Origin of the sequence: Bradyrhizobium sp. RP6, from assembly GCF_003837805.1 — a bacterium.
Classification (GTDB): Bacteria; Pseudomonadota; Alphaproteobacteria; order Rhizobiales; family Xanthobacteraceae; genus Bradyrhizobium.
Map to the genome: position 1 here is coordinate 164,766 of NZ_RQIT01000013.1, position 26,378 is coordinate 191,143.

The window sequence follows — 26,378 nt, forward strand, 5'->3', positions numbered from 1 at the left end:
CTCCCGGGCACGAGCCGCCCTTTGCGGCGCGGCAACGAACAGGTGTGCCAATCAATCACTTCGCGCGCAGGGCGGCGGGGACTTGTTAGCACGGCGCTCGCCGCTTCCTCCAGCGTCGGGTGCAGGCGCGCCCTGCGGCGGCGCATTCCGATGGGTGAACCTACCCGATCGTCCAGACCAGTGGCGGACGTCCGCCAACCGCGGAGCGCATCTGCACGCCGATGTGCCGGCCGCAGCCCGCGGCGAGCCCCTCGAACAATCCCGCCAGCACCCTGGCACAGGCGGGGTGATAGTCGGCGACGTCGTCCATCAGCTTCCAGCTCTGCTGGCGTATTTTAACCGTGCCTTCGGATTGCGTCATCTCGGCCGCGTCATCCTGCGCGGCGAACAACGCGCCCAGGAATGATGCGAATTCGCGCGCCCCGCCGCGGGGCATCGCCAGCGCCGAGGCAACCTCGTCGAAATATTGCATGCCGATCAACTTGCCGGTGAGATGCAGCAGATAGCCGGCGTCTTCCGGACCGAACAGCTGCACCATCACGGGTGCGGCGGTGCGGACATATTCCATGGCGTAGTTGCGATAGGCCTTTTCCAGACGCGGCTTCGGCCAGCTCGCGACCGGCAGCGCCGGCGCGGTCTTGGCGTCGAACATAGGGGCTTCCAAATGCCGCGCGAACACCAGGCGCTGGTCGAGCTCGAGGGGATGCTCGTATTGATGGTAATAGCCCTCAAGCCCGTCCTGGCCATCGACGCTCTGCTTGGTGCAGACGAAGCCGAGCCTGAGGTCACCGAGTGCAGCGCCGTTGTTGGCGTGCCAGCCGCGCAGCATCGCGCGGGAGACCTCGCCAGGCACGCCGCAGATCGCGGTGCCCTTCCAGATCCAGCGCGGCGGCGGATAGCGGATCCAGGCCTTGGCGTCGCTCTCATACATGTATTCGACGTGCACGCCGCCGATCCAGTTGGAGAGATAGTGATATTGCGCCGCCGCGACCGCGGGCGGCAGATCTCGAAGCCCGAGCTTCTCGAGCCCGGGCAGGAAACGCTCCTGCTGCTGGCGGCGGAACACGCGGAAGACGAATTCCGCGGCATCCGCCGTCCCGCGCCGCGTCACCACCGTGAGGATGAGGCCGGTGAAATAGGCGTGGTAGAGATCGGCGACTGCGCGCCAGCGTTTCCATTGCGCTTCCTGCGCAGAGTCTGATGCCGCGGTCATGTTTCCTCCCGATCCTTGTTGCGATCGAGTGTGTCACCGCACTTGGTGACAGGCAACCTGACGCTCGCGCAGGGCGCCCTGCACGCCGCCCCGACAATTCCGCATCACGAATTTTGCGCAGGCCTTGCAGCGCGCTCGCGCTCGACGCGCTCCGTGACGTCGCGCGCCACCGCAACCGATCCCTGCACGACACCGCCGGCATCACGCACCAGCGCGAATGTCATCTCGACGTAGAGCTTGCGCCCGCTCTTGTGGAGCGCGCGGGTCAGTGTCGGCTTGCCCGCAAGCTTCATCGCCCCGCTCCCCAGCGCGGCCTCGAAGCCTTTCCAGTGCGCGGCGCGGAGATGCTCGGGAATGATCAGGTCGAGGTTCTGGCCCAGCGCTTCCGCGACGGAGAAGCCGAACAGGGCGGCGGACGCGCGATTCCAGCGCATGATCGTGCCGGATCGGTCCGAATAGATCAGCGCGTCCGCAACGTCTTCGATGATGCTTGCGTCGAGATCGGATGGATTGCTCATCTCGTCACCTCGCATGTAGCCCTGATTTGCGTCGCGTCCTGACACCTACGCGGTGCCATCGCTGACTTGATCGAGTGATCCCATAGTCCGAGTCGGGCCGTTATCAAACTGAGCGGCCGCGGCGTACTGTCCTGCTCCAGTCAAGCCGAGGCATGACAGTAGAGTGTGTGGTCACACCCGAAAATGCTTCGATAGTTTGAGGCCCTGCGCCTGGTAGTTCGAACCGATGCGCTGGCCGTACATCGCGTCGGGCCGGGCCAGCATCTTCTCGTAGACGAGGCGGCCGACGATCTGGCCGTGCTCGAGAATGAAGGGCACCTCACGCGAGCGCACCTCGAGCACGGCGCGTGCGCCCTGCCCGCCGACGCCGGCATAGCCGAAGCCGGGGTCGAAGAAACCGGCATAGTGCACGCGGAACTCGCCGACCAGGGGATCGAACGGCACCATCTCCGCGGCGTAGTCGGGCGGCACCTGCACGGCTTCCTTGGACGCGAGGATGTAGAACTCGCCGGGATCGAGGATGAGGCTGCCGTCGGGGCGCGCCGAGATCGGCTCCCAGAAGTCTTCGACCGCATAGCCGGAGCGGCGATCGACGTCGACGACGCCGGTGTGGCGCTTGGCGCGATAGCCCACGAAACCGCTCGCCTTCTCGCCCGACAGATCCACCGATACAGCGACGCCGCCCGAGAGGTCGGCATCGTCGACATCGACGAGGCGCTCGGCGGCATGCAAGCCGTCGAGCTCGTCCGCGTTGAGGATGGCGTCACCGGTGCGGAAACGCACCTGCGACAGGCGCGAGCCCTCGCGCACCAGCACCGGAAAGGTCTTCGGGCTAATCTCGGCATAGAGCGGGCCATGGTAGCCGGCGCCGATCATGTCGAAGCGGCGGGTGCCATCGGCGATCACGCGGGTGAAGACGTCGAGCCGGCCGGTCGAGCTCTTCGGATTTGCGGCCGCGACGATTTCCGGCGGCAGCGCCAGGCTTTCCAGCAGCGGCACGATATAGACGCAGTTGGTCTCCAGCACCGCGCCGTCGGCGAGGCTGAACTCGTGCAGCTTCAATTCGTCAATGCGTTCGGCGACCGTGGCGCCGGGACCTGGCAGGAAGCTGGCGCGGACGCGATAGGCGATATCGCCCAGACGTAAATCGAGGCTCGCCGGCTGGATCTGGCTCTCGACGAAGTCGTATTCGGGCAGGATGAGCCCCGCTTCCGCCATCGCCGCGATCATGCGGTCGGGCAGGATACCATTGGCGTCGGCGGCGACCGTGAACGTCAACCGGGGGTCCTCATCAGGCTCGCTTGCATCCCAACATGCGGGAAATATCAGCCTCTTACGGCTAGCCGATGGACGTCTTGACGGAAAGGGCATTGCGGAATATGAGCATCACTTATCCCGTGGTGATTTGAGCCGGCCGGCTTGCAGCCACGTTAAATAAATCGCTAAACAGGCCGGGGACCTCTGTGATCCCGGCCAGTGGAGATATCCAGGCCGGTTTTTTTTGTGACCGTTTGCGTGTCGAATGGTCATGTCGGAGGGTCCTATGTCGAAGTCGCCTGCCAACTACCGCCCCGAAACCCGCCTGGTCCATTCCGGGACCCTGCGCTCGCAATATGGCGAGACGTCGGAGGCGCTGTTCCTCACCCAAGGCTACGTCTACAACAGCGCCGAGGAGTGCGAGGCGCGGTTCAAGGGCGAGGATCCCGGCTTCATCTATTCGCGCTACTCCAACCCCACCATCGCGATGTTCGAGCGCCGCATGATCGAGCTCGAAGGCGCCGAAGCCGCCCGCTCGGCGGCAACGGGCATGGCCGCGGTGACGACCGCGATCCTCGCACCGCTCAAGGCCGGCGACCACGTCGTGGCTTCGCGCGCCCTGTTCGGCTCGTGCCTCTACGTCATCCAGGACCTGTTGCCGCGCTACGGCATCGAGACCACGCTGGTCGACGGGCTCGATCTCGACCAGTGGCAGCGCGCTTTGAGGCCCAACACGAAGACGTTCTTCCTGGAGAGCCCGACCAATCCGACCCTCGACGTGCTCGACATTCCCGGCATCGCCGAGATCGCGCACAAGCGTGGCGCACGGCTCGTGGTCGACAATGTGTTCGCAACCCCGATCTGGCAGAGCCCGCTGGCGCTGGGTGCGGACGTCGTCGTCTATTCCGCGACCAAGCATATCGACGGCCAGGGCCGGTGCCTGGGCGGCATCATCCTGGCCTCGGAGGCCTTCATCGCCGAACACATTCACAATTTCATGCGCCAGACCGGCCCCTCGATCTCGCCGTTCAATGCCTGGGTGCTGCTCAAGGGCCTGGAGACGCTGGGCGTGCGCGTGCGCGCGCAGACCGATACCGCGGCGCGCATCGCCGACGTGCTGGCGAGCCATCCGAAGATCTCGCGGCTGGTCTATCCCGGCCGCGCCGATCATCCGCAGGCGGCGCTGGTGACAAAGCAGATGCGCGGCGGCTCGACGCTGGTCGGCTTCGAAGTCAAGGGCGGCAAGGCGGCGGCGTTCCGCGTGCTCAACGAATTGAAGCTTGCGAAGATCTCGAACAATCTCGGCGACGCCAAGAGCCTCGTCACACATCCGGCGACGACGACGCATCAGCGTCTCAAGCCGGAGGATCGTGCCACGCTCGGCATCAGCGAGGGATTCATTCGCTTCTCCGCGGGACTCGAGCATGCGGATGATCTGATCGAGGATCTGACCGCGGCGCTGGAGAAGGCGTGATGGGCGAATGGCGAATAGTGAGTGGCGAATAGATCAAACCCTATTCCCTACTCGCCTCTACATCGGCCGGTACGTCCGCACATCCGCGGGGACGTTCACCCCGAGCCTGATCTGGCCGACGGAACGGATGATATCGTCACCCAACAGCTGGGCGAAGCAGGCATAGCCCCAATCGTTCATGTGCAGGCCGTCGGCGATGACGAAGCCCTCGACCGGAATGGCCTGCTTCTCGTGCCAGTCGCGCATCACCTCGAAGCGCGGGAAGATTCCAACATGACGGAGCTCGGCGACCTTGCTGAGCAGCGTCACCATCTTGCCGGCGCTCTCGGCGCGCTGGTTGACCGCCGGCGAATATTGCGGATCGACCAGCACGATGTCGGCGCCGCCCGCGGCCTGGATGCGGCTGATGCCATCCTCCACCATCTTGGCGGTTTCCCCGGGATCGAGATTGCGCAGCACGGCGTTGGTGCCGACCTGCCAGATCACGAGGTCCGGATGCACGTCGATCACCTGCGTCTGCAGGCGCTTCATCATCTCGGGGGCGTCCTCGCCGCCGACGCCGGCATTGATGACGCTGATGTTGGCGGCCGGATAGTGCCGGCGCAGCTGCGCGGCGAGACGGTTGGGGTAATTGAACTCCGGCGAGCTCGCGCCGAACCCTTGAGTCGACGACGAGCCGAACGCGACGATGACGACGGGCTGGCCCGCGGCGAGCTTGCCAGCAACGTGCGGCAGCGAGCCCATCGCCTTCGAACCGCCCTTCGGCGGCAGGCAGGGCACACGGTTGAAGATGTCGCCGGCGGATTTGGCGGCCTGCTTCACCTTGTCGATGGCTCGCGCCGCGATGCCGCGCTGCTCGGGCGAGGTCGCAGCGACGCTGGTCTGGGAGGGCGAAGCGGAAGCGGGATCAGCCGACTGCGCGGGGGCGGTTGTCGTTTGTGCGGCTGGCGTCTGGGCATACGATTGCGAGGCCGGCGTCAGCAACAACAGCGCTACGGCGGCAGGCGCGGCCAGCCATGTCGCCAGGCAAAAAGGGGGAAGAGAACTCATTAACGCTAGACCTCAATTTTGCTGCTGGGCCGGCTCGAGACGGGCTGCGTCGAACACGAACCGTGCCAACGCCCGGCCAAGGCAATCATGGACCTGTTTCGCCAGCTCGGGCCCGCGGGACGGGCTGAACAGGTCGAACTGACCTTGATCATTCCATTGCCGCATGATCGCGAAACGATCGAACAGCGGAATACCGTGCTCCTGCGCCACCACCCGCATATTATCGAGAAAAGGCTGCGCCGAGATCATGGTTTCGGTGCGTGGACTGTACTGCAGATTCATCAAGACGACGTCAGCTCCCGCATTCTGCAACGCAGCAACCCCTTCGGTGACGGCACTTCGAAACTCGTCGGGATCGATGGCTCGGATAGCATCCACCGTCCCGGTCTGCCAGATCACCAACGTAGGCGTTTTTGCTTCCATCAGCTTAACGAAAGTGGAGGCGGCCTCCTCCGCCGTTCTCTTGCTCTGTATTTCTACGGAGACATGCACCTCCTCCGACGGCGGCAGCTTCTCCTTGAGGATCGCCTCCATGCGCGCCGGATATGAGCTGTTCTCCGAAGATGGAATGGTCGTCGAGCGGCTGCCGATAACCAGGATCTCGAGCGGCCTGCCGGCCTTGACGGCAGCGGCGACCTTGGGCAGCGGGCTTTCGCTGGTCAGCAGATAGGCCGGCAATTCGCAGGAAGCGGGCGCAGGGGAAGCCGTGGGCGCAGCATCGTCCGCACGCGCCACGGGCGCGGTGAGGCCGCCGTATAGCAGGATCAGGCTCAGGAGAACCTTCGCCTTCATCAGCCCCCTCCCGCCAGATCGGCATTGCCGACGGCGTTTTTGGTTTTCGCACCGCTCTTGTCAGCCACGCGCTTGTACCACGAAATGACCCAGGCCACCCCCCACATGATCAGGACTCCGGAGAGACTAATCAAGGCATGCATGGCTGCGCCGCCGGAAACTTCGGCCAGGATGAAGTGGCCGGCGAAAGCAAGGAAGACGCCGAGACAGAATATCTCGAGGGAATGTTGGCCGCACAGGATCAGCGGCCGCAGCCAGGGCGACTTCAGGCCCGGCCAGTCCCGCGGCAGGAAGCGCACCGTGAGCGCGGCCAGCGCCAGGAAATGCGTGAAGCGCAGCACGTCTAGATCGGTCTTGTTGATCGGATACATCCATTGCTCGATCAGCTTCGGCGTGAACTGGGAGAGCTGCGGCACATACCAGGTCAGCGTCACGTAGAACGACGCGGCGAGATAGGCGATCGCCATCCACATCGTGACGCGCGACGACAGAATACGCGACATGCGGCGCGCACCCCCGAGCGCACACCATGCACCGAACACGAACAGCAATTGCCAGGCAAAGGGATTGAAGGCCCAGAAGCCATTTGGATAGGCCGATAGATAGAGATCGTACTCCCAGGTAACCGCGTAGAGTACGACCGAAAGGCCGAGAGTGACGTCGGGTCGCCATTTCATCGACCAAAGGATCAAGGGCAGCGCCAGCATCAGCACGATGTAGAGCGGCAGCACGTCCATGTTGACGGGACGGAAGCGCAAGAGCAGCGCCTGCACGATGGTGACGTCGGGCTGCTTGAGGAAGTCCATGATGCCCATCTCTTCGGTGTAGAGCGGGTTCTCGAATCTGGTCGCCACGTAGGAGATTTCGGCAAGGAAGATCGTGAACAGGAAGACGTGGGCGACGTAGATCTGCCAGACCCGGCGCAGGATGCGCGCGGTGGCGATGACGACGCCGCTCTCCAGCATCGCCCGGCCGTAGACGAAGGCGGCGGTGTAGCCGGAGATGAAGATGAAGATCTCCGTCGCGTCGCTGAAGCCGTAATTGCGGATCGTGAACCAGGTCAACAGACTTGCCGGCAGATGGTCGATGAAGATCAGCCACAGCGCGAGCCCGCGGAACAGATCGAGCCGGAGCTCGCGCTCGCCGATGGCGGGCAGCGTGATGGCCGGCGCGGCGGCACGCGGCTTGGTCCCTGCGGGTTTGGCTTCCGCAGCCCCCGCGATCGTCGATCCCGTCACTTGGTCGGCAATGGTCATCGGGGGCCTAAAAACGCTCCGCAAATAACGACATTGAAGGAATGTAACGATCCCGCCGTCGTCTCGCAAAGCGGCCGGATCGTATAAGGGAATCTCCCTTTGAGGGTGTCCTTCCCTTCGAATTCTGGCGGGACGATGTCGCCAAAGCCGTCTCCAGCGTTTGGTTCCGGGACGGATTTGGCTATTATGGCAGCCATGTACCGCGCCGTGACCCGCCAGATTGAAGTGACCGTCGAGCCGAACTTTGTTCCGGAGCAGTCGTCGGCCGACCGCTCGCGCTATTTCTGGTCCTACACCATCGTCATCACCAATTCCGGCGAGGAAACCGTGCAGCTCAAGACGCGGCACTGGATCATTACCGATGCCTCCGGCCGCCAGCAGGAGGTGAAGGGCGAGGGCGTGGTCGGCGAGCAGCCGATCCTGGCCCCAGGCGAGCGCTTCGAATACACCTCCGGCGTGCCCCTCTCGACCGCCTCGGGCTTCATGACCGGCAGCTACCAGATGGTCAGCGAAACCGGCGAGCGCTTCGAGATCGACGTACCGACGTTCTCGCTCGACAGTCCCGACAACAAGCGGGTGTTGAATTAAGGGGCGCAGCAGGGTGTGGCACGCTCTCTCCCCACCGTCATTGCGAGCGCAGCGAAGCAATCCAGAATCCCCTCCGCGGCGGCAGTCTGGATTGCTTCGCTGCGCTCGCAATGACGGAAGTACCTACGCGTCCTCCACGCCCGCCTCGTGCGGCGTGAACTGGTACACCGATGAGCAGAACTCGCAGGTGACGACGACCTTGTCGTCCTTGACCATTGCGGCACGATCGTCCGGCGAAAAGCTCTTGAGCATCGAGGCGACCGCATTGCGCGAGCAGGAGCACTGCGCCTTGAGGACCTGCGGATTGAACACGCGCACGCCGCGCTCGTGGAAGAGACGGTAGAGCAGCCGCTCGCCCGAGAGTTCGGGATCGATCAGCTCGACGTCTTCGACGGTCTCGATCAGCGAACGCGCCTCGACCCAGGCGTCGTCTTCGGCGACACTGTGCACTTCGACACCTTCAGGCGCATCACCGGGATGCAGATCGGCCTGCCGGGCGCGCTCCGGCGCCTTCGGCAGAAACTGCATCAGCATGCCGCCGGCCCGCCAGCGATGCTTGCCGCCGTCGCTCGAGCGCCACTCCTCGCCGACCGCAAGGCGCACGCGCGTCGGGATCTGTTCGGAGCGGAGGAAATATTCGTGCGCGGCGTCTTCCAGGCTGCCGCCGTCGAGCGCAACCAGACCCTGGTAGCGGCTCATGTCGGGGCCCTGGTCGATGGTCATGGCGAGATGGCCGCGGCCGAGCAGCGCGCCCGGGTCTTTGGCTTCGCCGAGGCGCGCGGCGTCAAAGCGCGCATAGGCGCGCAGGCGATCGGGCGCCATGTAGTCGACGACCAGGAACGAGACCGGACCGTCGGTCTGGGCCTGGAGAATGAAACGCCCCTCGAATTTCAGCGCGGTGCCGAGCAACGTCGTCAGCACGATGGCTTCACCCAGCAGCTTGCCGACGGGTGCGGGATAATCGTGCTTGGTCAGGATATCGTCGAGTGCCGGGCCGAGCCGCACCAGCCGCCCGCGCACATCGAGCGCGTCGACCTCGTAGGGCAACACGGCGTCATCGATCGGAACCGCCGATGGTGCGCGAACCGGGCCTTCTGGCCCGGTTTTCATGTCAGGGGATTGGGAAACCATGGGCCGTTATCTGGGGTCGGAGGGCTGAGAATGGAAGGGGGCGGCTACCACCACGTATTCCGCCATCGTTCCGGACAAGCGAGCAGGACGAGCGCTGATCCTGGACGATCGCGGCGCGCGGGGCGACAGCAACGCCACCACACGCCCCCGCTATTTCACCGCGTCAAAGCACCAGGCCAAAATGCCCTTCTGCGCGTGCAGGCGGTTTTCGGCCTCGTCGAACACGACCGATTGCGGACCGTCGATCACCTCGTCGGTGACCTCCTCGCCGCGATGGGCTGGCAGGCAGTGCATGAACAGCGCATCGGGCTTGGCCAGCGACATGAGCTTGGCATTGACCTGGTAGGGCTTGAGCACGTTGTGGCGGTGCTCGCCCTCCTTGTCGCCCATCGACACCCAGGTGTCGGTGACGACGCAGTCGGCGCCGCGCACAGCGGCTTCCGGATCGGTGCCGAGCACGATCGGCGCACCTGACGTCTTGATCCAGTCGCGCATTGCCTTCTTCGGCGCGAGTTCAGGAGGTGTTGCGACGTTGAGCTGGAACTTGAAGCGCTCGGCGGCATGCGCCCAGGACGCCAGCACGTTGTTGTCATCGCCGGTCCAGGCCACCGTCTTGCCCTCGATCGGGCCGCGATGCTCCTCATAGGTCATGAGGTCGGCCATCACCTGGCAGGGATGCGACCGCCGGGTCAGGCCGTTGATGACAGGCACGGTCGCATAGGCCGCAAGCTCCAGCAGCGCCTCGTGATTGAGGATGCGGATCATGATCGCGTCGACATAGCGCGACAGCACCCGCGCGGTGTCGGCGATGGTCTCGCCGCGACCGAGCTGCATCTCGGCGCCCGTGAGCATGATGGGCTCGCCGCCAAGCTGGCGCATGGCGACATCGAACGACACCCGCGTCCGCGTCGAGGGCCGCTCGAAGATCATCGCCAGCGTCTTGCCTTCAAGCGGCCTGACCGGCTGGTGCGCCTTCTGCTTCGCCTTCATGGCCGATGAGGCGGCGAGCATGCTCTTGAGCTCCGACAGCGGCAGCTCGTTGATGTCCAAAAAGTGCTTTGGAGTCGTGTTGGGCGTCTTGCTCATCAGCTTGCCGCCCGCTTGGTCTGACTGGAAGAGATTGCGGTGCAGGCGCGTTCGAGCCGCCCGACGCTGTCTTCGATCTCCGCCTCGGTAACGATCAAGGGTGGCAGGAAGCGCACGACATTGTCGCCGGCTCCGACGGTGAGCAATTTTTCGGCGCGCAGCGCCGCGACGAGATCGCCCGAGGGTACCACGGCCTTGATGCCGATCAGGAGGCCCTCGCCGCGCACCTCGCTGACGACTTCGGGATGGCGGTCGATCACGGAGGCGAGCTTCTGCTTCAGCAGCAGCGACATTTTCTGCACGTGACCGAAGAAGCCGGGTTTGAGCATGACGTCGAGAACGGCGTTCGCGGCCGAGATCGCAAGCGGATTGCCGCCGAAGGTCGAACCGTGCGAGCCCGGCCCCATGCCGCGCGCAGCGTCGGCGGTGGCGAGCACCGCGCCGATCGGGAAACCGCCACCGAGCGCCTTCGCCAGCGACATCACGTCGGGCACGACGCCGGTGCGCTTGTAGGCAAAGAGTTCACCGGTCCGGCCCATGCCAGTCTGCACCTCATCGAAGGCGAGCAATAGGCCGTGCTCATCGCAGAGCTCGCGCAGCGCCTTCAGGAAGGCGGGAGGCGCAGAACGAACGCCACCCTCGCCTTGGATCGGCTCGATGAGAATGCCGGCGGTATGCGGGCCGATCGCCTTCTTGACGGCTTCGAGGTCGCCATGCGGCACCTGGTCGAAGCCGTCCATCGGCGGGCCGAAGCCCTCGAGGTATTTTGCAGAACCGGTGGCGGCCAGCGTCGCCAGCGTGCGGCCATGGAAGGCGCCCTCGAAGGTGATCATGCGATAGCGTTCGGGACGCCCCTTGGAGAAGTGGTGGTGGCGCACCAGCTTGATCACACCTTCCAGCGCCTCGGCGCCGGAATTGCAGAAGAACACGAAGTCGGCAAAGCTTTCGTTGCACAGACGCGCCGCGAGCTTCTCGCCGTCCGGGCTCTGGAACAGGTTCGACATGTGCCAGAGCTTCGTCGCCTGCTCCTGCAACGCCTTGACCAACGTGGGATGGGCATGACCGAGCGCATTCACCGCCACGCCCGAGGTGAAATCGAGATAGCGATCCCCATCGGTCGCGATCAGCCAGCAGCCTTCGCCGCGCTCGAAACCGAGGTCGGCCCTGGCGAAAACGGGGAGCAAATGCGGCGCGGCGCTGTTAGTCATGACGTCACTTGAATGTTGCGGACGGTGTGATGCGTGCATTGCGCAACGCACCATTGACCGGCCCGGAAAACGAAACGTGCCGCCTTTTAAGGGCGGCACGTGGGGCTATCTTATGCTTGGCAAGACGGGTGTCAATGCCGCCTGGAAAGCCTCGCGAAATGCTAAATCCGTAGTCTTGCGGTGCCGATTTTGCGGGATTTTCACCACGGAACATGTGGACGCGAGTCGGCGGACTCTTGCGCGGGAGTCACGCCATATTGTAGCGTTTGGACTGTCAGATACGACATCTCGTGCAGCAGTTCTGATCCCAAGAGTCCTCATGTACCGGCGTAAACGTTCGGGCGTCTTGAGCGCGCCCGGCGAGCCTTAAGGGATTCTGACGGCACGGGTTTTTCAAGGCTTAGGCAATCGCTGCGAAGGCCCCAGGATGGCAGGCGCGCAGCGAGGGAAAGGGTGCAATGACGGTTTTGACCTGGTCCGATGATCGCGTCGAGCAGCTGAAAAAGCTTTGGGAGGCCGGACTTTCGGCCAGCCAGATCGCGGCGGAGCTCGGCAATGTGACCCGCAATGCCGTGATCGGCAAGGTGCACCGGCTCGGCTTGTCCGGCCGCGCCAAGAGCCCTTCATCGGCAGCGCCCCGGCCGCGCAAGGCCCGGCCTGCGCAGCACATGATGCGGGTGACCCGCCCCGTCGCCCGCGGCAACACCGCACTGGCGCAGGCCTTCGAGGTCGAGGTGGAGGCCGAACCCGTCACCTACGACAACGTGGTGCCGATGAGCCAGCGGCTGTCGCTGCTGGAATTGAACGAGGCGACGTGCCACTGGCCGGTCGGCGATCCCTCCAGCCCGGATTTCTTCTTCTGCGGCGGCAAGGCGCTCTCGGGCCTGCCCTACTGCGCCCAGCATTCGCGCGTGGCGTATCAGCCTGCAGCGGATCGGCGGCGCGCACCGGCGAAGCCGGGCACGCGGTGAGTTTGCGGATTTAGCTGACTGCAGCCGTCACACGCTGACGGCTCGGCTTACTCGGTGTCGTCCCCGCGGAGGCGGGGGATCAATAACCACAGGGCGCAGTGATTGCGCGAGATGGTCACTCCGAGTCTTCGCCAAACAAAGCCCTGTGATTATGGATCCCGGGCTCACGCTACGCGCGCCCCGGGGTGACGGCCAAGATTGTTGCCGCGGCTCGCTAGTTCAGAGCTTTACGTCTGCTCCGCCTTCGCGAATCGATCGTCCAGCGCATAGCCGGCGCCACGGACGGTGCGGATCGGATCCTGCTCACGGCCGAGATTGAGCAGCTTGCGCAGGCGGCCGATGTGGACGTCGACGGTGCGCTCGTCGATGTAGATGTCGCGGCCCCAGACGCTGTCGAGCAGCTGCTCGCGCGAGAACACGCGGCCGGGATGCTCCAGGAAGAACTCCAGCAGGCGATATTCGGTCGGGCCGAGATCGATCGGCCGGCCCGAGCGCGCCACGCGGCGCTTGTCGCGATCGAGCTCGATGTCGCCGTAGGCGAGCACGGTGGCGAGCCGCTCGGGGCTGGCGCGCCTGAGCAGACCCTTCACGCGCGCGAGCAGCTCCGGCACCGAGAACGGCTTGACGATGTAATCGTCGGCACCGGTCGCAAGTCCCCGCACCCGCTCGCTCTCCTCGCCGCGCGCGGTGAGCATGATGATCGGCAGCTGCTTGGTTTCGGGACGGGTGCGCAGCCGCCGGCATAGCTCGATGCCCGACAGGCCCGGCAGCATCCAGTCGAGCACGATCAGATCGGGAATGTGCTCCTTGAGGCGGGTGTCGGCGTCATCGCCGCGCATCACCGTCTCGACGTCATAGCCGTCGCCTTCGAGGTTGTAGCGGAGAAGCTCGGTGAGAGCTTCCTCGTCCTCAACCACCATGATGCGTGCGCCCATGTTGTCGTCGCTCCTTAGGTATTCGGCACCGTCGTGGCGAAGGTCGTCATGTCGCCCTTCGGCCGCTTGTCGGTGATCGCCTGGCCCTCGATCATGTAGAACACGGTCTCGGCGATGTTGGTGGCGTGGTCACCGATCCGCTCGATGTTCTTGGCACAGAACATCAAATGGATGCAGAACGAGATGTTGCGCGGATCCTCCATCATGTAGGTGAGGAGTTCGCGGAACAGCGAGGTGCAGATGGCGTCGACTTCCTCGTCGCCTTTCCACACCGCCATCGCCGCCGGCAGATCGTGCGCGGCATAGGCGTCCAGCACCGACTTGACCTGCTGCTGAACGAGGTCGGTCATGTGCTCCAGGCCGCGGAACAGTTTCAGCGGATGGAAATCCGTCTCCAGCGCGGCGACGCGCTTGCCCATGTTCTTGGCGAGATCGCCGATGCGCTCGAGATCGGTCGCGACGCGCATGGCGCCGACGATCTCGCGCAGATCAACGGCCATCGGCTGCCGGCGGGCGATGGTGAGCACGGCGCGCTCCTCGATGCGCTTCTGCAGCATGTCGAGCTCGGCGTCGGTGGTGACGACGCGCTGACCGAGCGTGACGTCGCGGCGGATCAGCGCGTCGACGGAATCGACGATCATGCGCTCGGCGATCCCGCCCATCTCGGCGACCAGGCGGGTGAGCTCCTGCAGGTCGGTGTCGAAAGCCTTTGCGGTATGTTCAGAACCCATGTTCCGTCTCCTCAGCCGAACCGGCCGGTGATGTAATCCTGCGTGCGCCGGTCGCTCGGCGACGTGAAGATCTTGCTGGTGTCGTCGAACTCGATCAACTCGCCGAGATACATGAAGGCGGTCTTGTCGGAGACGCGGGCCGCCTGCTGCATGTTGTGGGTGACGATCGCGATCGTGTAGTTCTCCGACAATTCCTGGATTAATTCCTCGACCTTGGCGGTCGAGATCGGATCGAGTGCCGAGCAGGGCTCGTCGAACAGGATCACCTCGGGCCGCACCGCGACGGTGCGGGCGATGCAGAGGCGCTGCTGCTGGCCGCCGGAGAGCGACAGGCCGGAGGCGTTGAGCTTGTCCTTGACCTCGTTCCACAGCGCGCCGCCGCGCAGCGCCTTCTCGACGCGATCATCCATCTCGGACTTCGAGATCTTCTCGTAGAGGCGGATGCCGAAGGCGATGTTCTCGTAGATCGTCATCGGGAACGGGGTCGGCTTCTGGAACACCATGCCGACCCGGGCGCGCAGCAGATTGAGGTCGAGCTTGGGGTCGAGCATGTTGGTGTGGTCGAGCAACAGCTGGCCGGTGGCGCGCTGGCCCGGGTAGAGGTCGTACATCCGGTTGAAGATACGCAGCAGGGTCGACTTGCCGCAGCCGGACGGGCCGATGAAGGCCGTGACGCGATTGGTGCCGAGCGCCAGATTGATGTTCTTCAGCGCATGGTGCTCACCATAGTAGAAGTTGAGGTTGCGCGCGGTGACCTTGGCAGGCGCCTCGGGCAGCGGCTGCGAGCCGGGATGAACGGTCGGCGCGCTTACGGAAACAGACATTTCACTCATTTTGCGGTCCTCTCGGCACCAAGGATGCGGGCGCCAATGTTCAGGGCAAGCACAGTCAGGGTGATCAGCAGCGCCCCGCTCCAGGCAAGTTGCTTCCAGTAGGCGTAGGGGCTCTGCACGAAGTTGTTGATGGTCACCGGCAGGTTGGCCATCGTCTTGTCCAGGCCGAGGCTGAAGAACTGGTTGGACAGCGCGGTGAACAGCAGCGGCGCGGTCTCGCCGGCGACGCGGGCGGTGGCGAGCAGCACACCGGTGATGAGGCCGGAGCGCGCCGCACGGTAGGCGATGCGCTTGATCACCAGCGAGCGCGGCAGGCCGAGTGCGCTGGCGGCTTCACGCAGCGGGTTCGGCACCAGCAGCAGCATGTCCTCCGTGGTGCGCACCACGACCGGGATCACGATCACGGCGAGCGCCAGCGCGCCGGCGATGGCCGAGAAGCCTCGCATCGGCACCACGACCGCGCCGTAGATGAAAAGGCCGATGATGATCGAAGGCGCCGACAAGAGGATGTCGTTGATGAAGCGGATCACCGAGGTCAGCTTGTCGTTGCGGCCGTACTCGGCGAGATAGGTGCCGGCGAACAGGCCGAGCGGCGCGCCAATGCCGACGCCGATCACGGTCATGATCAGCGAGCCGACGATGGCGTTGCGCAGGCCGCCCTCGGTCGATCCGGGCGGCGGCGTGTCTGCGGTGAAGACCTGAAGGTTGAGCCCGGCCAGACCGTTGTAGAGCAGCGTGATCAGGATCAGCGCGAGCCAGGTGACGCCGAAGGCGGCGGCGGCGATGCAGAGCCCGCGGATGACGATGTCCCAGCGGCGACGGCGTGAATAGATCGGATTCATGGCTTCATTTCCCCGCCTTGGTTTCCAGGCGCATCAGCATCAGCCGCGCGGCTGCGAGCACGAAGAACGTGAGCACGAACAGAAGCAGGCCGAGCAGGATCAGGCCGGACTGGTGCAGACCGTCGCTCTCGGCGAACTCGGATGCGATCGCCGCCGAGATCGTGGTGCCCGGGGCGAAAATCGATGAAGAGATACGGAACGAATTGCCGATGATGAAGGTCACCGCCATGGTTTCGCCGAGCGCGCGGCCCAGCGCCAGCATGACGCCGCCGATGATGCCGACGCGGGTGTAGGGGATCACCACGCTGCGCACGACTTCCCACGTAGTGCAGCCGACACCGTAGGCGGCTTCCTTCAGCACCGGCGGCACCGTCTTGAACACGTCGACCGAGATCGAGGTGATGAAGGGCAGCACCATGATGGCGAGGATCAGCGCGGCATTGAACAGGCTGAGATAGGACGGGGGACCTGCGAAGATCGCGCCGAGCACGGGCACGCCGTCGAACACCCGGATCATGAAGGGCTGGAAGGTGTTGGCCAGGAACGGGCCCAGCACGAAGAAGCCCCACATGCCGTAGATGATCGAGGGAATGCCGGCGAGCAGCTCGACCGCCATGCCGATCGGGCGGCGCAGCCATTGCGGACAGAGCTCGGTGAGGAAGATCGCAATCCCGAGTCCGACGGGAATGGCGATCAGCATCGCGATGAACGAGGTGACGAGCGTGCCGTACATCGGCCCGAGCGCGCCGAGCACGGGCGGATCGGCGGAAGGAGCCCAGCGCTGCGTCCACAGGAACGACAGGCCGTATTCCTTGATCGCCGGGAACGCGCCGACGATCAGCGAAATGATGATGCCGCCGAGGATCAGCAGCACCGAGATCGCGGAAAGCCGTGTGATCCAGTAGAAAGTGACATCGCCGAGCTTGAACGCGCTCAAGGCCTTGGCGCGATCATACGGTCCGGCGTCGTCGATTGCATCGCTCTGAACGGCCATCTCTGCCACGCCGATCCCCTGTACCCGTTTATGTATACGCTTGTTTTGATTCTGTGCCCCGGATGCGCTGGCCTATCCGGGGCTTGGTTCTTGTGGGTCCCGGCTCAGCGGCGGAGCACGTCATGCTGCACCGCGTCCGGGACATGAGAGGAGAGCGCTCAGCTCTTGATCTCGGCAGCCCAGGTCTTCTCGATCTGCTGGACGACGCTGTCGGGCATCGGGATGTAGTCGAGCTCCTCTGCCATCTTGCCGCCGTTCTTGAAGGCCCAGCGGAAGAACTTGATGGCTTCCTGCGAGGCCGCCTTGTCGGTGGCAGACTTGTGCATGAGGATGAAAGTCGCCGCGGTGATCGGCCAGGACTTGTCACCGGGCTGATCGGTCAGGATGACGTAGTAGCCCGGAGCCTTGGCCCAGTCGGCGTTGGAGGCGGCCGCCTGGAACGCTTCGACGGTCGGCTGCACCGTCTTGCCCGCCTTGTTGACCAGGCCGGCGTAGGTCAGCTTGTTCTGCTTGGCATAGGCGTACTCGACATAACCGATCGAGTTCTTGGTCTGGCCGATGTTGCCCGACACACCCTCGTTGCCCTTGGCGCCGACGCCGACCGGCCACTCGACCGCGGTACCCTCACCGACCTTGCTCTTCCAGTCCGCGCTGACCTTGGAGAGGTAGTTGGTGAAGTTGAAGGTGGTGCCGGAACCGTCCGAGCGGCGAACCACGGTGATGGCTTCCGACGGCAGCTTCACGTTCGGATTGAGCTTCTTGATCGCGGCATCGTCCCACTTGGTGATCTTGCCGAGATAGATGGCGGCCAGGGTCTCGCCATCGAACACCAGCTCGCCGGGCTTCACGCCCTCGAGGTTGACGACGGGAACGATCGCCCCCATCACCATCGGCCACTGAGCGAGGCCGTCCTTCTCGAGCTGCTCGGCCTTGAGCGGCGCGTCGGTGGCGCCGAAGGTCACGGTCTTGGCCTGGATCTGCTTGATGCCGCCGCCGGAGCCGATCGACTGATAGTTCAGACCGTTGCCGGTCTCCTTCTTGTAGGCGTCAGCCCACTTGGAATAGATCGGGAACGGGAACGTCGCGCCGGCGCCGGTGATATCGGCGGCGAAGGCCGCCGTCGTCGTTGCGGCGACCAAGCCCGCAGCAACCATAGTTTTGATGAAATTCATGCTGGTCTCCATACAGGGGGAACGAAGCGCCATCCGCGCCCGATCGCGCTCCCCGCGCCGCTCGTTTAGGGGCGGTCGGCTGTGCTTTTACGAAGGTTTCGTGACGGCTGGATGACACCAACAAGCAATTGAAATTGCTTGAATTTCAGGTCACGCCGAAGTCTTCGCCTGGGGAAAACAGGCGGTGAAAGTGGCGCCCTGCTTGGGCACGCTTTCAATCAGAAGGCGGCCGCGATGGCGGTTAAGAATATGTTTCACCAGCGATAATCCGAGGCCGGTCCCGCCTTGCGAGCGGCTGTCGCCCACGTCCACCCGGTAGAAGCGCTCGGTCAGCCGCGGCAGGTGCTCCGGAGCGATGCCGGGGCCGAAATCGCGGACCAAGACTCGGATTTCCTGAGTTCCATCAGCGGCGATGCCTGATGTCAGCGACACAATGACGCGTCCGCCGGAGGCGCCGTATTTAAGCGCGTTCTCGATCAGGTTCTCGAACAAGCGCAGCAGCTCCTCGCGGTCGCCCGCGATCATCACCGGCGGCTCCGGCAGATCGATCTCCACCTCGACCTGGCGCTCGCGCGCCAGCGGCTCGAGCCCGTCGGCGACCTGGCGGATGATCGGTATGAGGTCGACCAGGGTGTCGGGCCGGACATGGGCCGACAGCTCGACCCGCGACAGCGACAGCAAATCGTCGATCAGGCGCGCCATGCGCGTGGCCTGGTTGTGCATGATACCGAGGAAGCGTTCGCGCGCCTTGGGATCATCCTTGGCCTGGCCCTGCAGCGTGTCGATGAAGCCCGATAGCGCGGCCAGTGGCGTACGCAGCTCGTGGCTGGCATTGGCGACGAAGTCGGCGCGCATCTCCTCGACCCGGCGCAGCGGCGTCTGGTCGTGGAAGGTCATCAGCATGCATTTGTCGGCGCCGCCGAAGCTGGTCGGCACCGGCACCGGCGTGATCATCAGCTCCATCCAGCGATCGACCGGAACATGGTCGAGATAGGTCGCGCGCCGCGGCTCGGTGGTGGCGATCGCCTCGCGCAGCGCCGTAATGATCTCCGGCGAGCGCAGCGCGAACTGGGCGAGCTCGTTCCTGCGCAGCGCCGGCGCGAGCTGGGCGGCCGCGGCGTTGAGGTGGATGACGCGGCCGGCGCGGTCGAGCAGCACCGCCGGATCCGGCATGCCGGCGACCACCGCAGCCACCGCCGCGCTCTCGACCGGGTTGATGCGCCTGACGTCGTCGCGCGAAGCGGCGCGATCATGCAGCCGCCAGGGGATCAGGGCAGCCGCGGCGATGCAGAGGAACACGATCGCGGCGTGCAGCGCCGATAATTCGCCAAGGGAGGCCACGACGGACAGCGCCAGCGCCGCGGCAATCAGGATGACGGTCGAGTGCCGGAGCCGGTCGGACCAGGGCTGGGCGGGGGGAGAAGATGGGGCGTCGATCGCCATCGGGACGGGCTTCTCCTGGGGATTGTCCTAAGGACTCTGGCACCGGTCAGGCGCCGCCGTCGCTGCGCTCTCTCACGTAGGCGGCTTCACGCACGGGGCCGGGATCCAGCTTGAGCGCCGCCTGTTGCAAGCGCTTCGATCGCGCGCCAATGATAACTTCGCGAAGCGTCAGCAAGATTACAGATAAGACGAAAGGAGACAGATAATAGAGGACGCGGAACAGCAGCATGCCACCCAGAAGCTCCTCCCGGTCCATCTGCCAGAGACCGACCAGCATGGCGGCGTCGAACACGCCGAGCCCCCCCGGGGAATGGCTGGCGAAGCCGAGCAGGGTGGCCGAGACGAAGATCACCGCAACCACGACGAAGCCGACATGGGGCTCGTCCGGCACCAGGACATACATCGCCAGCGCGCAGAAGCCGAGATCGACGATGCCGATCGCGATCTGGAGCAGCGTCAGCGGACCGCCCGGCAGCACCACGGTCCAGGGGCCGCGGCCGACCACCCGCGGCTGGGTCCAGACCCAGACTACGTAGCCGACCAGCGCCACGATGATCATCAGCGCCAGCGTCCGGTTCAGCCAGGGAGGAAGCTGGTCGATCGAGGCGGCGGCCTCCGGGTGATAGGCGATGCCGAGGCCGAGCACGGCGGCATTGCCCAGCCAGAAAGTCAGGCCGGCGAGAAAGCAGATTTTTGCGACGTCGATCGCGTTCAGCCCATAGGCCGAATAGATGCGGTAGCGCACCGCACCGCCGGTGAAGACGCTGGCTCCGACATTGTGGCCGATGGAATAGCTGGTGAAGGCCGCGAGCGCGTTGATGCGATAAGGCACATGGGCATGGCCGATCGCGCGCGTGGCGAAGAGGTCGTAGAAGGTCAGCGTGAAATAACCCGCAGCGACGAACAGCGCCGCCATCGCAATCTGACTCGGCTCGGTGCTCTTGATCGCCTCGAGGACCTCGTTGAAATCGATGCCTCGCAGCATGTGGTAGAGCACATAGCAAGCGACGCCGATGACCGCGATGCTGATCACAACTCCAAGCTTATGCAGGACTTGCTTCTGGCGCAGAAACGACATCGCCCTGCGTATGGCTTCCAGCATCTAGACCTCGAACAACACTTCGGCGGCCAGGGTGGCCGGTGGACAGGCGGACGGCGCACAGGCAATCAACGAATCCTCGCCGCCGGCTCCGGCATCGCGGATGCCCCCTGCCCCTCCACTAGCGCGTTTTCGGGCAGAGTGGAATTCGCTAATTCGAACAAAAACACGTGCGTTCAATATTTTAGGCAGGGTTGCGGCTCCTGATGCACGATTTGGCGCTTTCGACGGCAAGGGCTCGACGCGAATCTCCATGGCAATCCTGCGCAGACGCCATGAAGTTTTGATGATTTCGGCCGCACAATGTTCCGTCACGCCTTAAGCCGACGTCAATCTATGGGGCAGGCCTGCCTGTTGAAAGAGGGCGATCGAAGAGGCCAGTTGACGGGGTGCTGACGCGCCGAAAGGCCGCGGCGGACGCGCGCACCCCGTACCTTCGGTCAGGGGGGCACGGCAACATCACAGAGCGGCTGGAGGCGCGGTGCGCGAGACCACGCGGTCGCGCAACCACGCACCGATGGTGCAGCCGACGAGGTAGCAGGCGAACATGATCAGGCCGAGATCGAGCCAGTAGCCGAAGCGGCCGGGGACCACATGGGCGAGCGAGGCCGCCACCAGCGCAGCGGCGAGCGCGGCGAGCCAGCGCGCCATCACCTTCGAGGTGCCGTTGCCGCGCTGGACCACCGAGATCCAGCCCATGCAGAAGCCCAGCAGCAGCGAGCCGATCAGCCAGCCCAGATGGAACGAGACGAGATAGGGCATCGTCACCTCACCAGAAATTCGATGCGGCGGTTCTGCGCCTTGCCTTCGTCGGTGTCGTTGCCGGCGACGGGCTGCGTGCTGCCATGACCGACCGCGGTGAAGCGGCTGGCGGGCAGGCCGGCCTTGACGAGGTAGTCGATCACCGCCTGCGCGCGCTGTTCCGAGAGAGCCTGATTGAAGTTGTCCTCGCCGTCGGCGTCGGTATGCCCGGCGACCTCAATATTGTTGGTGGGGCAGCGCAGCGCCGTCTCGATGAGACGATCGAGGATGCCGGCGGAGTCAGGATCGATGTCGGCCCGCTTGGCCGCGAAGCGGATCTTGCCCTTGGTCAGGAGCTCCGAGAACAATTGCTGGCACACGGTGCCATCGACGGGGCCTGCCGCGGGCTTTACCGTGATCTCCGGCTTGTACTGCCAGTTTTTCGGGAAGTCCTTGCCGAGGCCTGCGCGGATGTCGTTGGCGGCACCCTCGTACAGCGCATCGCCCGACAACTTCACCTCGCGGTCGGAGACGACGAGCGTACCGGTCGACAGCCGCGACAGCGCGCCAAGCGCTGCGACCACGGCCGGGCTGAAGGAGCCGGGTGCGCCGATGCTGGCCTTGAGATTGTCGACGACCTTTTCGGTGAAGAACTTTCGCGAGGCGCTGGTGGCGATCGCCGCATGGACATTGTTGTCGGGAACATAGCCGGTCAGCGTCACCGTCGCGGCCACCGGATCCTTGTATGCCTGGAAGATGTAGGGCGGCGCCTTGATCTCGTTGGCGGCAATAGAAAAACCCTCAGGCAGGTTCTTGAGCGCGGCCGCGATCGCCTCCCGGCCGCCGAGCTCGCGCGCTATGCCCGACAGATTGACCTTGGTGTCCGTTATCGTGATCTTGCCGTCCTTGAGCTTGCCGATCTGATCCAGCAACAGCATCGCAGCAGCCTCGAACCGTGGCGGCGCGCCGCGCGCCAGCCCCATCTGATCGGCCACCTCGACACCCCCGACCTCCTTGCGGGCGGCCTCGGTCAGCCGGCCCTTCATCGAGGGCAGGGGCGCCGAGCCTGACAGCGTCACCCGCACGACGTCGCGCTCGGCGGTCCAGACAAAGGGCTTGGCCTCAGGAACAAGGCGGGTCCGGTCGTCGACCAGCCGCACTCCGGGGACGGTCTCGACCGCCACCACGGCGTCGCGGCGCCCCGCCTCGGAGAAGGCGTCCGCAGCCAGGCTGACATCGCGGCCATCGACCACGATCCGTGTCTTGTCCAGAACGGTATCCTTCAGCGCAGCCGAGCTGCGCGCCGACAGATCGGCCTCGACCGGTAAGGTGTTATTCCAGGCCGCAAATCCCCACATGACGGCCAGGGGGATCAGCCCTAGCCACCATTTGCTGGCCCACCTGAAAAGCTTCTGCATTCGACGACCCGAACTCTGGAAACGGAGACAAAACAAACCCTTGGCAGGCTGTCAAACCGGAAATGCTGCCGTTCCAAGGGCCCCGCCTGGACAATCGGAATAACTTTTTCTTCAAGGGTTCTTCCGTAAGTTGAGCGCGGAATGCCAGAGTCCCCCAGCCGTTCATGAAACAACTGCGTAACAACGTCATCCGCGCCGGGCTGGGAGCACTCTATTTCAGCGGAGCGCACCACCTGTTGCGCCCACTTTTGTCGGGCGTCGGCGCCATTTTCATGCTGCACCACGTGCGGCCCGCCCGTGAGGGCGCGTTCCAGCCGAACCGGCATCTCGAAGTCACACCCGAATTCCTGCGCGCAACGCTGCGCCATTTGCGCTCGCGCGACATCGACATCGTCAGCATGGACGAGCTGCATGAGCGGCTGGTGCAAGGCCGCTTCGACCGGCGCTTCGCCGCCTTCACCCTCGACGACGGTTATCGCGACAATCTCGACTATGCTCTGCCGGTGCTGCGCGAATTTGACGCGCCCCTGGCGGTCTATGTCGCGAGCGACTTTGCCGAGGGCACCGGACGATTGTGGTGGACGGCGCTGGAGGCCGTGATCGCCAAGGCCGAGCAGGTCGATGTCAGAATCGGCAATTCCGCGCTGCGGCTCGATGCGACGACGCCTGCCGCCAAGCAGGCGGCGTTCGACCGCCTGCACGACTGGCTGCGTGCGCTGCCGGGCGAGCACGACCTCAAGCGCGAGATCGAAGCGCTCTGCACGACGCACGACGTCGACATGGACGCGCTGTGCCGCAGCCTGTGCCTGTCCTGGGCCGAGGTGAGGACATTTGCCGCCGATCCGCTGGTCACGATCGGCGCGCATAGCGTCAGCCATTGCAACCTCGCCAAGCAGGCGGAAGACATCGCCGCGCAGGAGATGGCCGCCAGCCGCGCGCGGATCGAGCAGGTGCTGGAGCGCCCCGTGTTGCACCTCGCCTATCCCTATGGCGATCGCGACGCCGCGGGGATGCGCGAATTCGCCCTTGCCGCATCCGCCGGCTTCAAGACCGCGGTGACGACACGGCCCGGCATGTTGTTCGCGGAGAATGCCGGTCACATGACCGCGCTGCCCCGCGTTTCGCTCAATGGCAACTACCAGGACGCGCGCATCCTGCCGGTGCTGACCTCGGGCGCCGCGACCGCGATGTGGAACGGCTTTCGCCGGATCGCGGCGGCATAGGCACACCTATCCCTACCGTCATCCCCCCGTTCGCGGGGACGACACCGAATTGGTTGGGCCGCTATCGCGCCTCGCTCCCGCCTCATCCAAGCGGACCTTCCTTGACTCCCCTCCCTGCCCCGCTCACAACCAGCGCCAACCAAGGGAGGCACCATGTTCAACGATCTGTTCTCGCTCAAAGGCCGTATCGCGCTGGTGACCGGCGGCTCGCGCGGCATCGGCAAGATGATCGCCGCGGGATTTCTCAGCGCCGGGGCGGCAAAGGTCTACATCACCGCGCGCAAGGCCGGGCCGTGCGAAGCCACCGCGAAAGAGCTCACTGCGCGATATGACGGCGAATGCATCGCGCTTCCGATCGACATGTCCACGGTCGCCGGCTGCGAGCTGCTGGCGAGCGAATTCAAGAAGCGCGAATCCAGGCTCGACATCCTCGTCAACAATGCGGGCGCGGCCTGGGGCGCGGAGTTCGACGAATTTCCGGAGAGCGGCTGGGACAAGGTGATGAATCTGAATGTGAAGTCGCCGTTCTTCCTGACCAAGGCGCTGGCGCCGACGCTGCGCGCCTCGGCAAGCGCGGAGCGGCCGGCGAAGGTGATCAACATCGCCTCGATCGACGGCATCTTCGTCAATCCGGGCGAGACCTATTCCTATGCCGCGAGCAAGGCGGGGCTGATCCATCTGACGCGGCGCATGGCGGTGAAGCTCATCCCTGACCACATCGTGGTCACAGCGATCGCGCCGGGCCCGTTCAAGTCCGACATGAACCGCGCCGCGCGCGACCACGCCGACGAGGTCGCGACCCGTGTCCCCGTGGGCCGCATCGGCACCGACGAGGACAGGGCGGGCGCCGCGATTTATCTTGCCTCGCGCGCGGGAGATTACGTGGTGGGGGCGACCATCGCGATCGACGGCGGCATCGTCTATGCCAACCCGGGAATCAAGGGCAGCGGGTGGGATAGCGATTGACCGGCGAGACTCCGAACCAAAATGTCGAAAACAACCCCATGCACAGTAGAAAGGCTCTTGATCGGCAAGGGATTTTCGAGCGACACAGGCGACGACGATTGCAGCCGCCATTCGGTTGACACGTCGGGCAAAACAGGTGTCGAGCTGGGGCGTGTACTCATCCGCATCGATGCAGGCACAGCGACGTCCGCTTTCCGCTCGAAAACGCATTGGCGTCCCCAGATGCGCGTGTCCGCTAACGGCCCACAAGCAGAAGGGACGACTTCGGTTCACTATTCAGCGGTTGAAGGGAGAAGCCCACCGTCCGCCGGGAAATGGGTCCGGCACGGGACCCCATCGACTTGGTTGTCGTTCGCGGTGGATCCGAGAGCTCCTGGATTCTTGCTTAGCGGTGCGTTGCGATGGAGGCGGACAGACAGGGCGCGCGGCTCACGGCTTCGAAGGTGTTGCGAAGCATGAGGTGCCGAGCGTAATGCATGCGGACCGCGCACCTTTCGCTCTGCTTTTTCGACTAAACCTCGAAGATCTTCCAACTCTGCGAGCTCAGAACTGAGCTTGCTAAGTCGTTGGGCATAAAGCATTGACCAAGAGCTTCGCATAAATGTTCTCCCCAGCACAAATTGGTAATATCGGCTTTCAATAACATCAGGCTCACTGGTTCAGCGAGGGATGATGCTTTCGAACGCCTGCAACGACGCGATTCTAATTTCTGATGGCATCAGAAACCTTGCACGGCTTAAGACCGCGAAACCAGCCTTTGATCTCCTCGGACCTCATAGGATCTTTAACAGCGCCCACTGAATGGCGAGACGACACGGTATTAGGGCATCCGACACACACCGTCAGCTCAAAGGCGCACCAATTCTCTGCGGGAGATTTGGATAAATGCCTGAAGCACCTAACCCAAGGTGGCTCGGATATGTCCATACGTTCCTCCTTACCGGTCTGCGTCGGAGTTCTACGGTTTTTCCTGCGAACGATCGCTGTTGCAGGCTACTTGCAAGCCATGGCATGCGCGGCAGTCAGGACAAGATTCCCGCACCTTCTCGATGGCACGGCGACCTAGATCGATCGGGTTCTCTCGGCCGTCAGCCGCCGCGGCCAAAATCCTCTGGGCGAGGCACGCCATCAAGGAAGGCGTCCGTGTTGCTTCGGGCATAGTCTTTGCAGCGTCCGCCAGAACGCCCCGCAATACGGCGCGAGGATAACTTTGCGACCAATCGCTCTTCGTCAGCACCATCGGCTCCTCCACAGGCAGACTACTTAAAACGAGAGTTTTCTGTTGAGCTTCTCACGGATTCATACGGTAGGATAACGTACAGAGTCTTTCGCACTTTCAGGATTGACGGCTTCTTCTAGAATGAAGGAGCTTTGAATGAACGATGGGAATGCCATGGGTCAGGTGATCCAAATTGATGAGGCCCGGATTCGAGATCA

Annotated in this window: 25 protein-coding genes and 1 riboswitch; of the genes, 5 read left to right on the forward strand and 20 right to left on the reverse strand. The window is 64.2% G+C overall.

The window, feature by feature from the left end:
* Positions 1–160: 160 nt before the first annotated feature.
* The 3 genes from EHH60_RS22985 to EHH60_RS22995 all read right to left on the reverse strand — a co-directional run bounded on the left by EHH60_RS22985 (position 161) and on the right by EHH60_RS22995 (position 3,009).
* Positions 161–1,213, reverse strand: coding sequence for a hypothetical protein (locus EHH60_RS22985; RefSeq protein ID WP_124161708.1), 1,053 nt, complete (start codon positions 1,211–1,213; stop codon positions 161–163).
* Positions 1,214–1,317: 104 nt separating this feature from the next.
* The gene (locus tag EHH60_RS22990) at positions 1,318–1,731 is read right to left on the reverse strand and encodes a PAS domain S-box protein (protein WP_124161709.1); all 414 of its coding nucleotides are present in this window, start codon (positions 1,729–1,731) and stop codon (positions 1,318–1,320) included.
* 171 nt (positions 1,732–1,902) lie between these two features.
* Positions 1,903–3,009, reverse strand: coding sequence for a 2'-deoxycytidine 5'-triphosphate deaminase (locus tag EHH60_RS22995; protein WP_124161710.1), 1,107 nt, complete (start codon positions 3,007–3,009; stop codon positions 1,903–1,905).
* Positions 3,010–3,118: 109 nt separating this feature from the next.
* Positions 3,119–3,198, forward strand: a riboswitch (SAM riboswitch).
* 76 nt (positions 3,199–3,274) lie between these two features.
* Between EHH60_RS22995 and EHH60_RS23000 the strand changes: the two genes are divergently transcribed.
* Positions 3,275–4,462, forward strand: a complete 1,188-nt coding sequence (locus tag EHH60_RS23000; protein ID WP_199751791.1) for an O-succinylhomoserine sulfhydrylase — start codon at positions 3,275–3,277, stop codon at positions 4,460–4,462.
* 57 nt (positions 4,463–4,519) lie between these two features.
* Here the strand turns inward: EHH60_RS23000 and EHH60_RS23005 are convergent, their stop codons facing one another.
* From EHH60_RS23005 to EHH60_RS23015, 3 genes are read right to left on the reverse strand one after another with little or no spacing between them, the layout of a single operon-like run.
* A complete protein-coding gene (locus tag EHH60_RS23005; RefSeq protein ID WP_124161712.1) occupies positions 4,520–5,512 on the reverse strand; it encodes an SGNH/GDSL hydrolase family protein in 993 nt (330 codons plus the stop codon).
* A gap of 12 nt (positions 5,513–5,524) precedes the next feature.
* Positions 5,525–6,304, reverse strand: a complete 780-nt coding sequence (locus tag EHH60_RS23010; protein WP_124161713.1) for an SGNH/GDSL hydrolase family protein — start codon at positions 6,302–6,304, stop codon at positions 5,525–5,527.
* On the reverse strand, positions 6,304–7,560 hold the full coding sequence (locus tag EHH60_RS23015; RefSeq protein ID WP_124161714.1) for an OpgC domain-containing protein: 1,257 nt from the start codon (positions 7,558–7,560) through the stop codon (positions 6,304–6,306). The genes EHH60_RS23010 and EHH60_RS23015 overlap by 1 nt, the downstream gene beginning before the upstream one ends.
* Before the next feature lie 195 nt (positions 7,561–7,755).
* On the opposite strand from EHH60_RS23015, the gene apaG reads away from it, so the two are divergent.
* The gene (gene apaG, locus EHH60_RS23020) at positions 7,756–8,148 is read left to right on the forward strand and encodes a Co2+/Mg2+ efflux facilitator ApaG/CorD (RefSeq protein WP_199751803.1); all 393 of its coding nucleotides are present in this window, start codon (positions 7,756–7,758) and stop codon (positions 8,146–8,148) included.
* Positions 8,149–8,271: 123 nt separating this feature from the next.
* Here the strand turns inward: apaG and EHH60_RS23025 are convergent, their stop codons facing one another.
* From EHH60_RS23025 to EHH60_RS23035, 3 genes are all read right to left on the reverse strand, one after another.
* Positions 8,272–9,279 carry an Hsp33 family molecular chaperone gene (locus tag EHH60_RS23025; protein WP_124161715.1) on the reverse strand — a complete coding sequence of 336 codons (1,008 nt, stop codon included), beginning with the start codon at positions 9,277–9,279 and terminating at the stop codon, positions 8,272–8,274.
* A 150-nt stretch (positions 9,280–9,429) separates the two neighbouring features.
* A complete protein-coding gene (argF, locus tag EHH60_RS23030) occupies positions 9,430–10,365 on the reverse strand; it encodes an ornithine carbamoyltransferase (protein ID WP_124161716.1) in 936 nt (311 codons plus the stop codon).
* Entirely contained in the window at positions 10,365–11,573 is a 1,209-nt protein-coding gene (locus EHH60_RS23035; protein ID WP_124161717.1) for an aspartate aminotransferase family protein, read from the reverse strand. The genes argF and EHH60_RS23035 overlap by 1 nt, the downstream gene beginning before the upstream one ends.
* A 458-nt stretch (positions 11,574–12,031) precedes the next feature.
* Here EHH60_RS23035 and EHH60_RS23040 point away from each other — a divergent pair, with 458 nt between their 5' ends.
* Entirely contained in the window at positions 12,032–12,544 is a 513-nt protein-coding gene (locus EHH60_RS23040; RefSeq protein ID WP_024337097.1) for a GcrA family cell cycle regulator, read from the forward strand.
* 227 nt (positions 12,545–12,771) lie between these two features.
* Here EHH60_RS23040 and phoB read toward each other — a convergent pair whose 3' ends face one another.
* The 11 genes from phoB to EHH60_RS23095 all read right to left on the reverse strand — a co-directional run bounded on the left by phoB (position 12,772) and on the right by EHH60_RS23095 (position 22,752).
* Positions 12,772–13,479 (reverse strand): phosphate regulon transcriptional regulator PhoB, encoded by a 708-nt coding sequence (gene phoB, locus EHH60_RS23045; RefSeq protein WP_008143479.1) that lies wholly within the window; start codon positions 13,477–13,479, stop codon positions 12,772–12,774.
* A gap of 14 nt (positions 13,480–13,493) precedes the next feature.
* A complete protein-coding gene (gene phoU / locus EHH60_RS23050) occupies positions 13,494–14,210 on the reverse strand; it encodes a phosphate signaling complex protein PhoU (RefSeq protein WP_124161718.1) in 717 nt (238 codons plus the stop codon).
* Positions 14,211–14,221: 11 nt separating this feature from the next.
* A complete protein-coding gene (pstB, locus tag EHH60_RS23055; protein ID WP_028179020.1) occupies positions 14,222–15,043 on the reverse strand; it encodes a phosphate ABC transporter ATP-binding protein PstB in 822 nt (273 codons plus the stop codon).
* Positions 15,040–15,885, reverse strand: coding sequence for a phosphate ABC transporter permease PstA (gene pstA / locus EHH60_RS23060; RefSeq protein ID WP_124161719.1), 846 nt, complete (start codon positions 15,883–15,885; stop codon positions 15,040–15,042). Before pstA ends, pstB begins: the two co-directional genes overlap by 4 nt.
* 4 nt (positions 15,886–15,889) lie before the next feature.
* Positions 15,890–16,879, reverse strand: a complete 990-nt coding sequence (gene pstC / locus EHH60_RS23065) for a phosphate ABC transporter permease subunit PstC (protein ID WP_199751809.1) — start codon at positions 16,877–16,879, stop codon at positions 15,890–15,892.
* 158 nt (positions 16,880–17,037) lie between these two features.
* Positions 17,038–18,051, reverse strand: coding sequence for a phosphate ABC transporter substrate-binding protein PstS (gene pstS, locus EHH60_RS23070; RefSeq protein WP_124161721.1), 1,014 nt, complete (start codon positions 18,049–18,051; stop codon positions 17,038–17,040).
* Between the two features lie 150 nt (positions 18,052–18,201).
* Complete coding sequence (locus tag EHH60_RS23075) at positions 18,202–19,494, reverse strand: ATP-binding protein (protein ID WP_124161722.1); 1,293 nt, start codon at positions 19,492–19,494, stop codon at positions 18,202–18,204.
* 46 nt (positions 19,495–19,540) lie between these two features.
* A complete protein-coding gene (locus tag EHH60_RS23080; RefSeq protein WP_124161723.1) occupies positions 19,541–20,596 on the reverse strand; it encodes a lysylphosphatidylglycerol synthase domain-containing protein in 1,056 nt (351 codons plus the stop codon).
* The gene (locus EHH60_RS23085; RefSeq protein WP_124161724.1) at positions 20,597–20,848 is read right to left on the reverse strand and encodes a hypothetical protein; all 252 of its coding nucleotides are present in this window, start codon (positions 20,846–20,848) and stop codon (positions 20,597–20,599) included.
* A 204-nt stretch (positions 20,849–21,052) separates the two neighbouring features.
* Positions 21,053–21,355 carry a hypothetical protein gene (locus EHH60_RS23090; protein ID WP_199751794.1) on the reverse strand — a complete coding sequence of 101 codons (303 nt, stop codon included), beginning with the start codon at positions 21,353–21,355 and terminating at the stop codon, positions 21,053–21,055.
* Positions 21,356–21,357: 2 nt separating this feature from the next.
* Positions 21,358–22,752, reverse strand: coding sequence for an OmpA family protein (locus EHH60_RS23095; protein WP_124161726.1), 1,395 nt, complete (start codon positions 22,750–22,752; stop codon positions 21,358–21,360).
* A 164-nt stretch (positions 22,753–22,916) separates the two neighbouring features.
* Here EHH60_RS23095 and EHH60_RS23100 point away from each other — a divergent pair, with 164 nt between their 5' ends.
* Together EHH60_RS23100 and EHH60_RS23105 are read left to right on the forward strand one after the other, a co-directional pair.
* Positions 22,917–23,975 (forward strand): polysaccharide deacetylase family protein, encoded by a 1,059-nt coding sequence (locus EHH60_RS23100; protein ID WP_124161727.1) that lies wholly within the window; start codon positions 22,917–22,919, stop codon positions 23,973–23,975.
* Positions 23,976–24,128: 153 nt separating this feature from the next.
* Complete coding sequence (locus tag EHH60_RS23105) at positions 24,129–24,941, forward strand: SDR family oxidoreductase (RefSeq protein WP_124161728.1); 813 nt, start codon at positions 24,129–24,131, stop codon at positions 24,939–24,941.
* Positions 24,942–26,378: the final 1,437 nt, after the last annotated feature.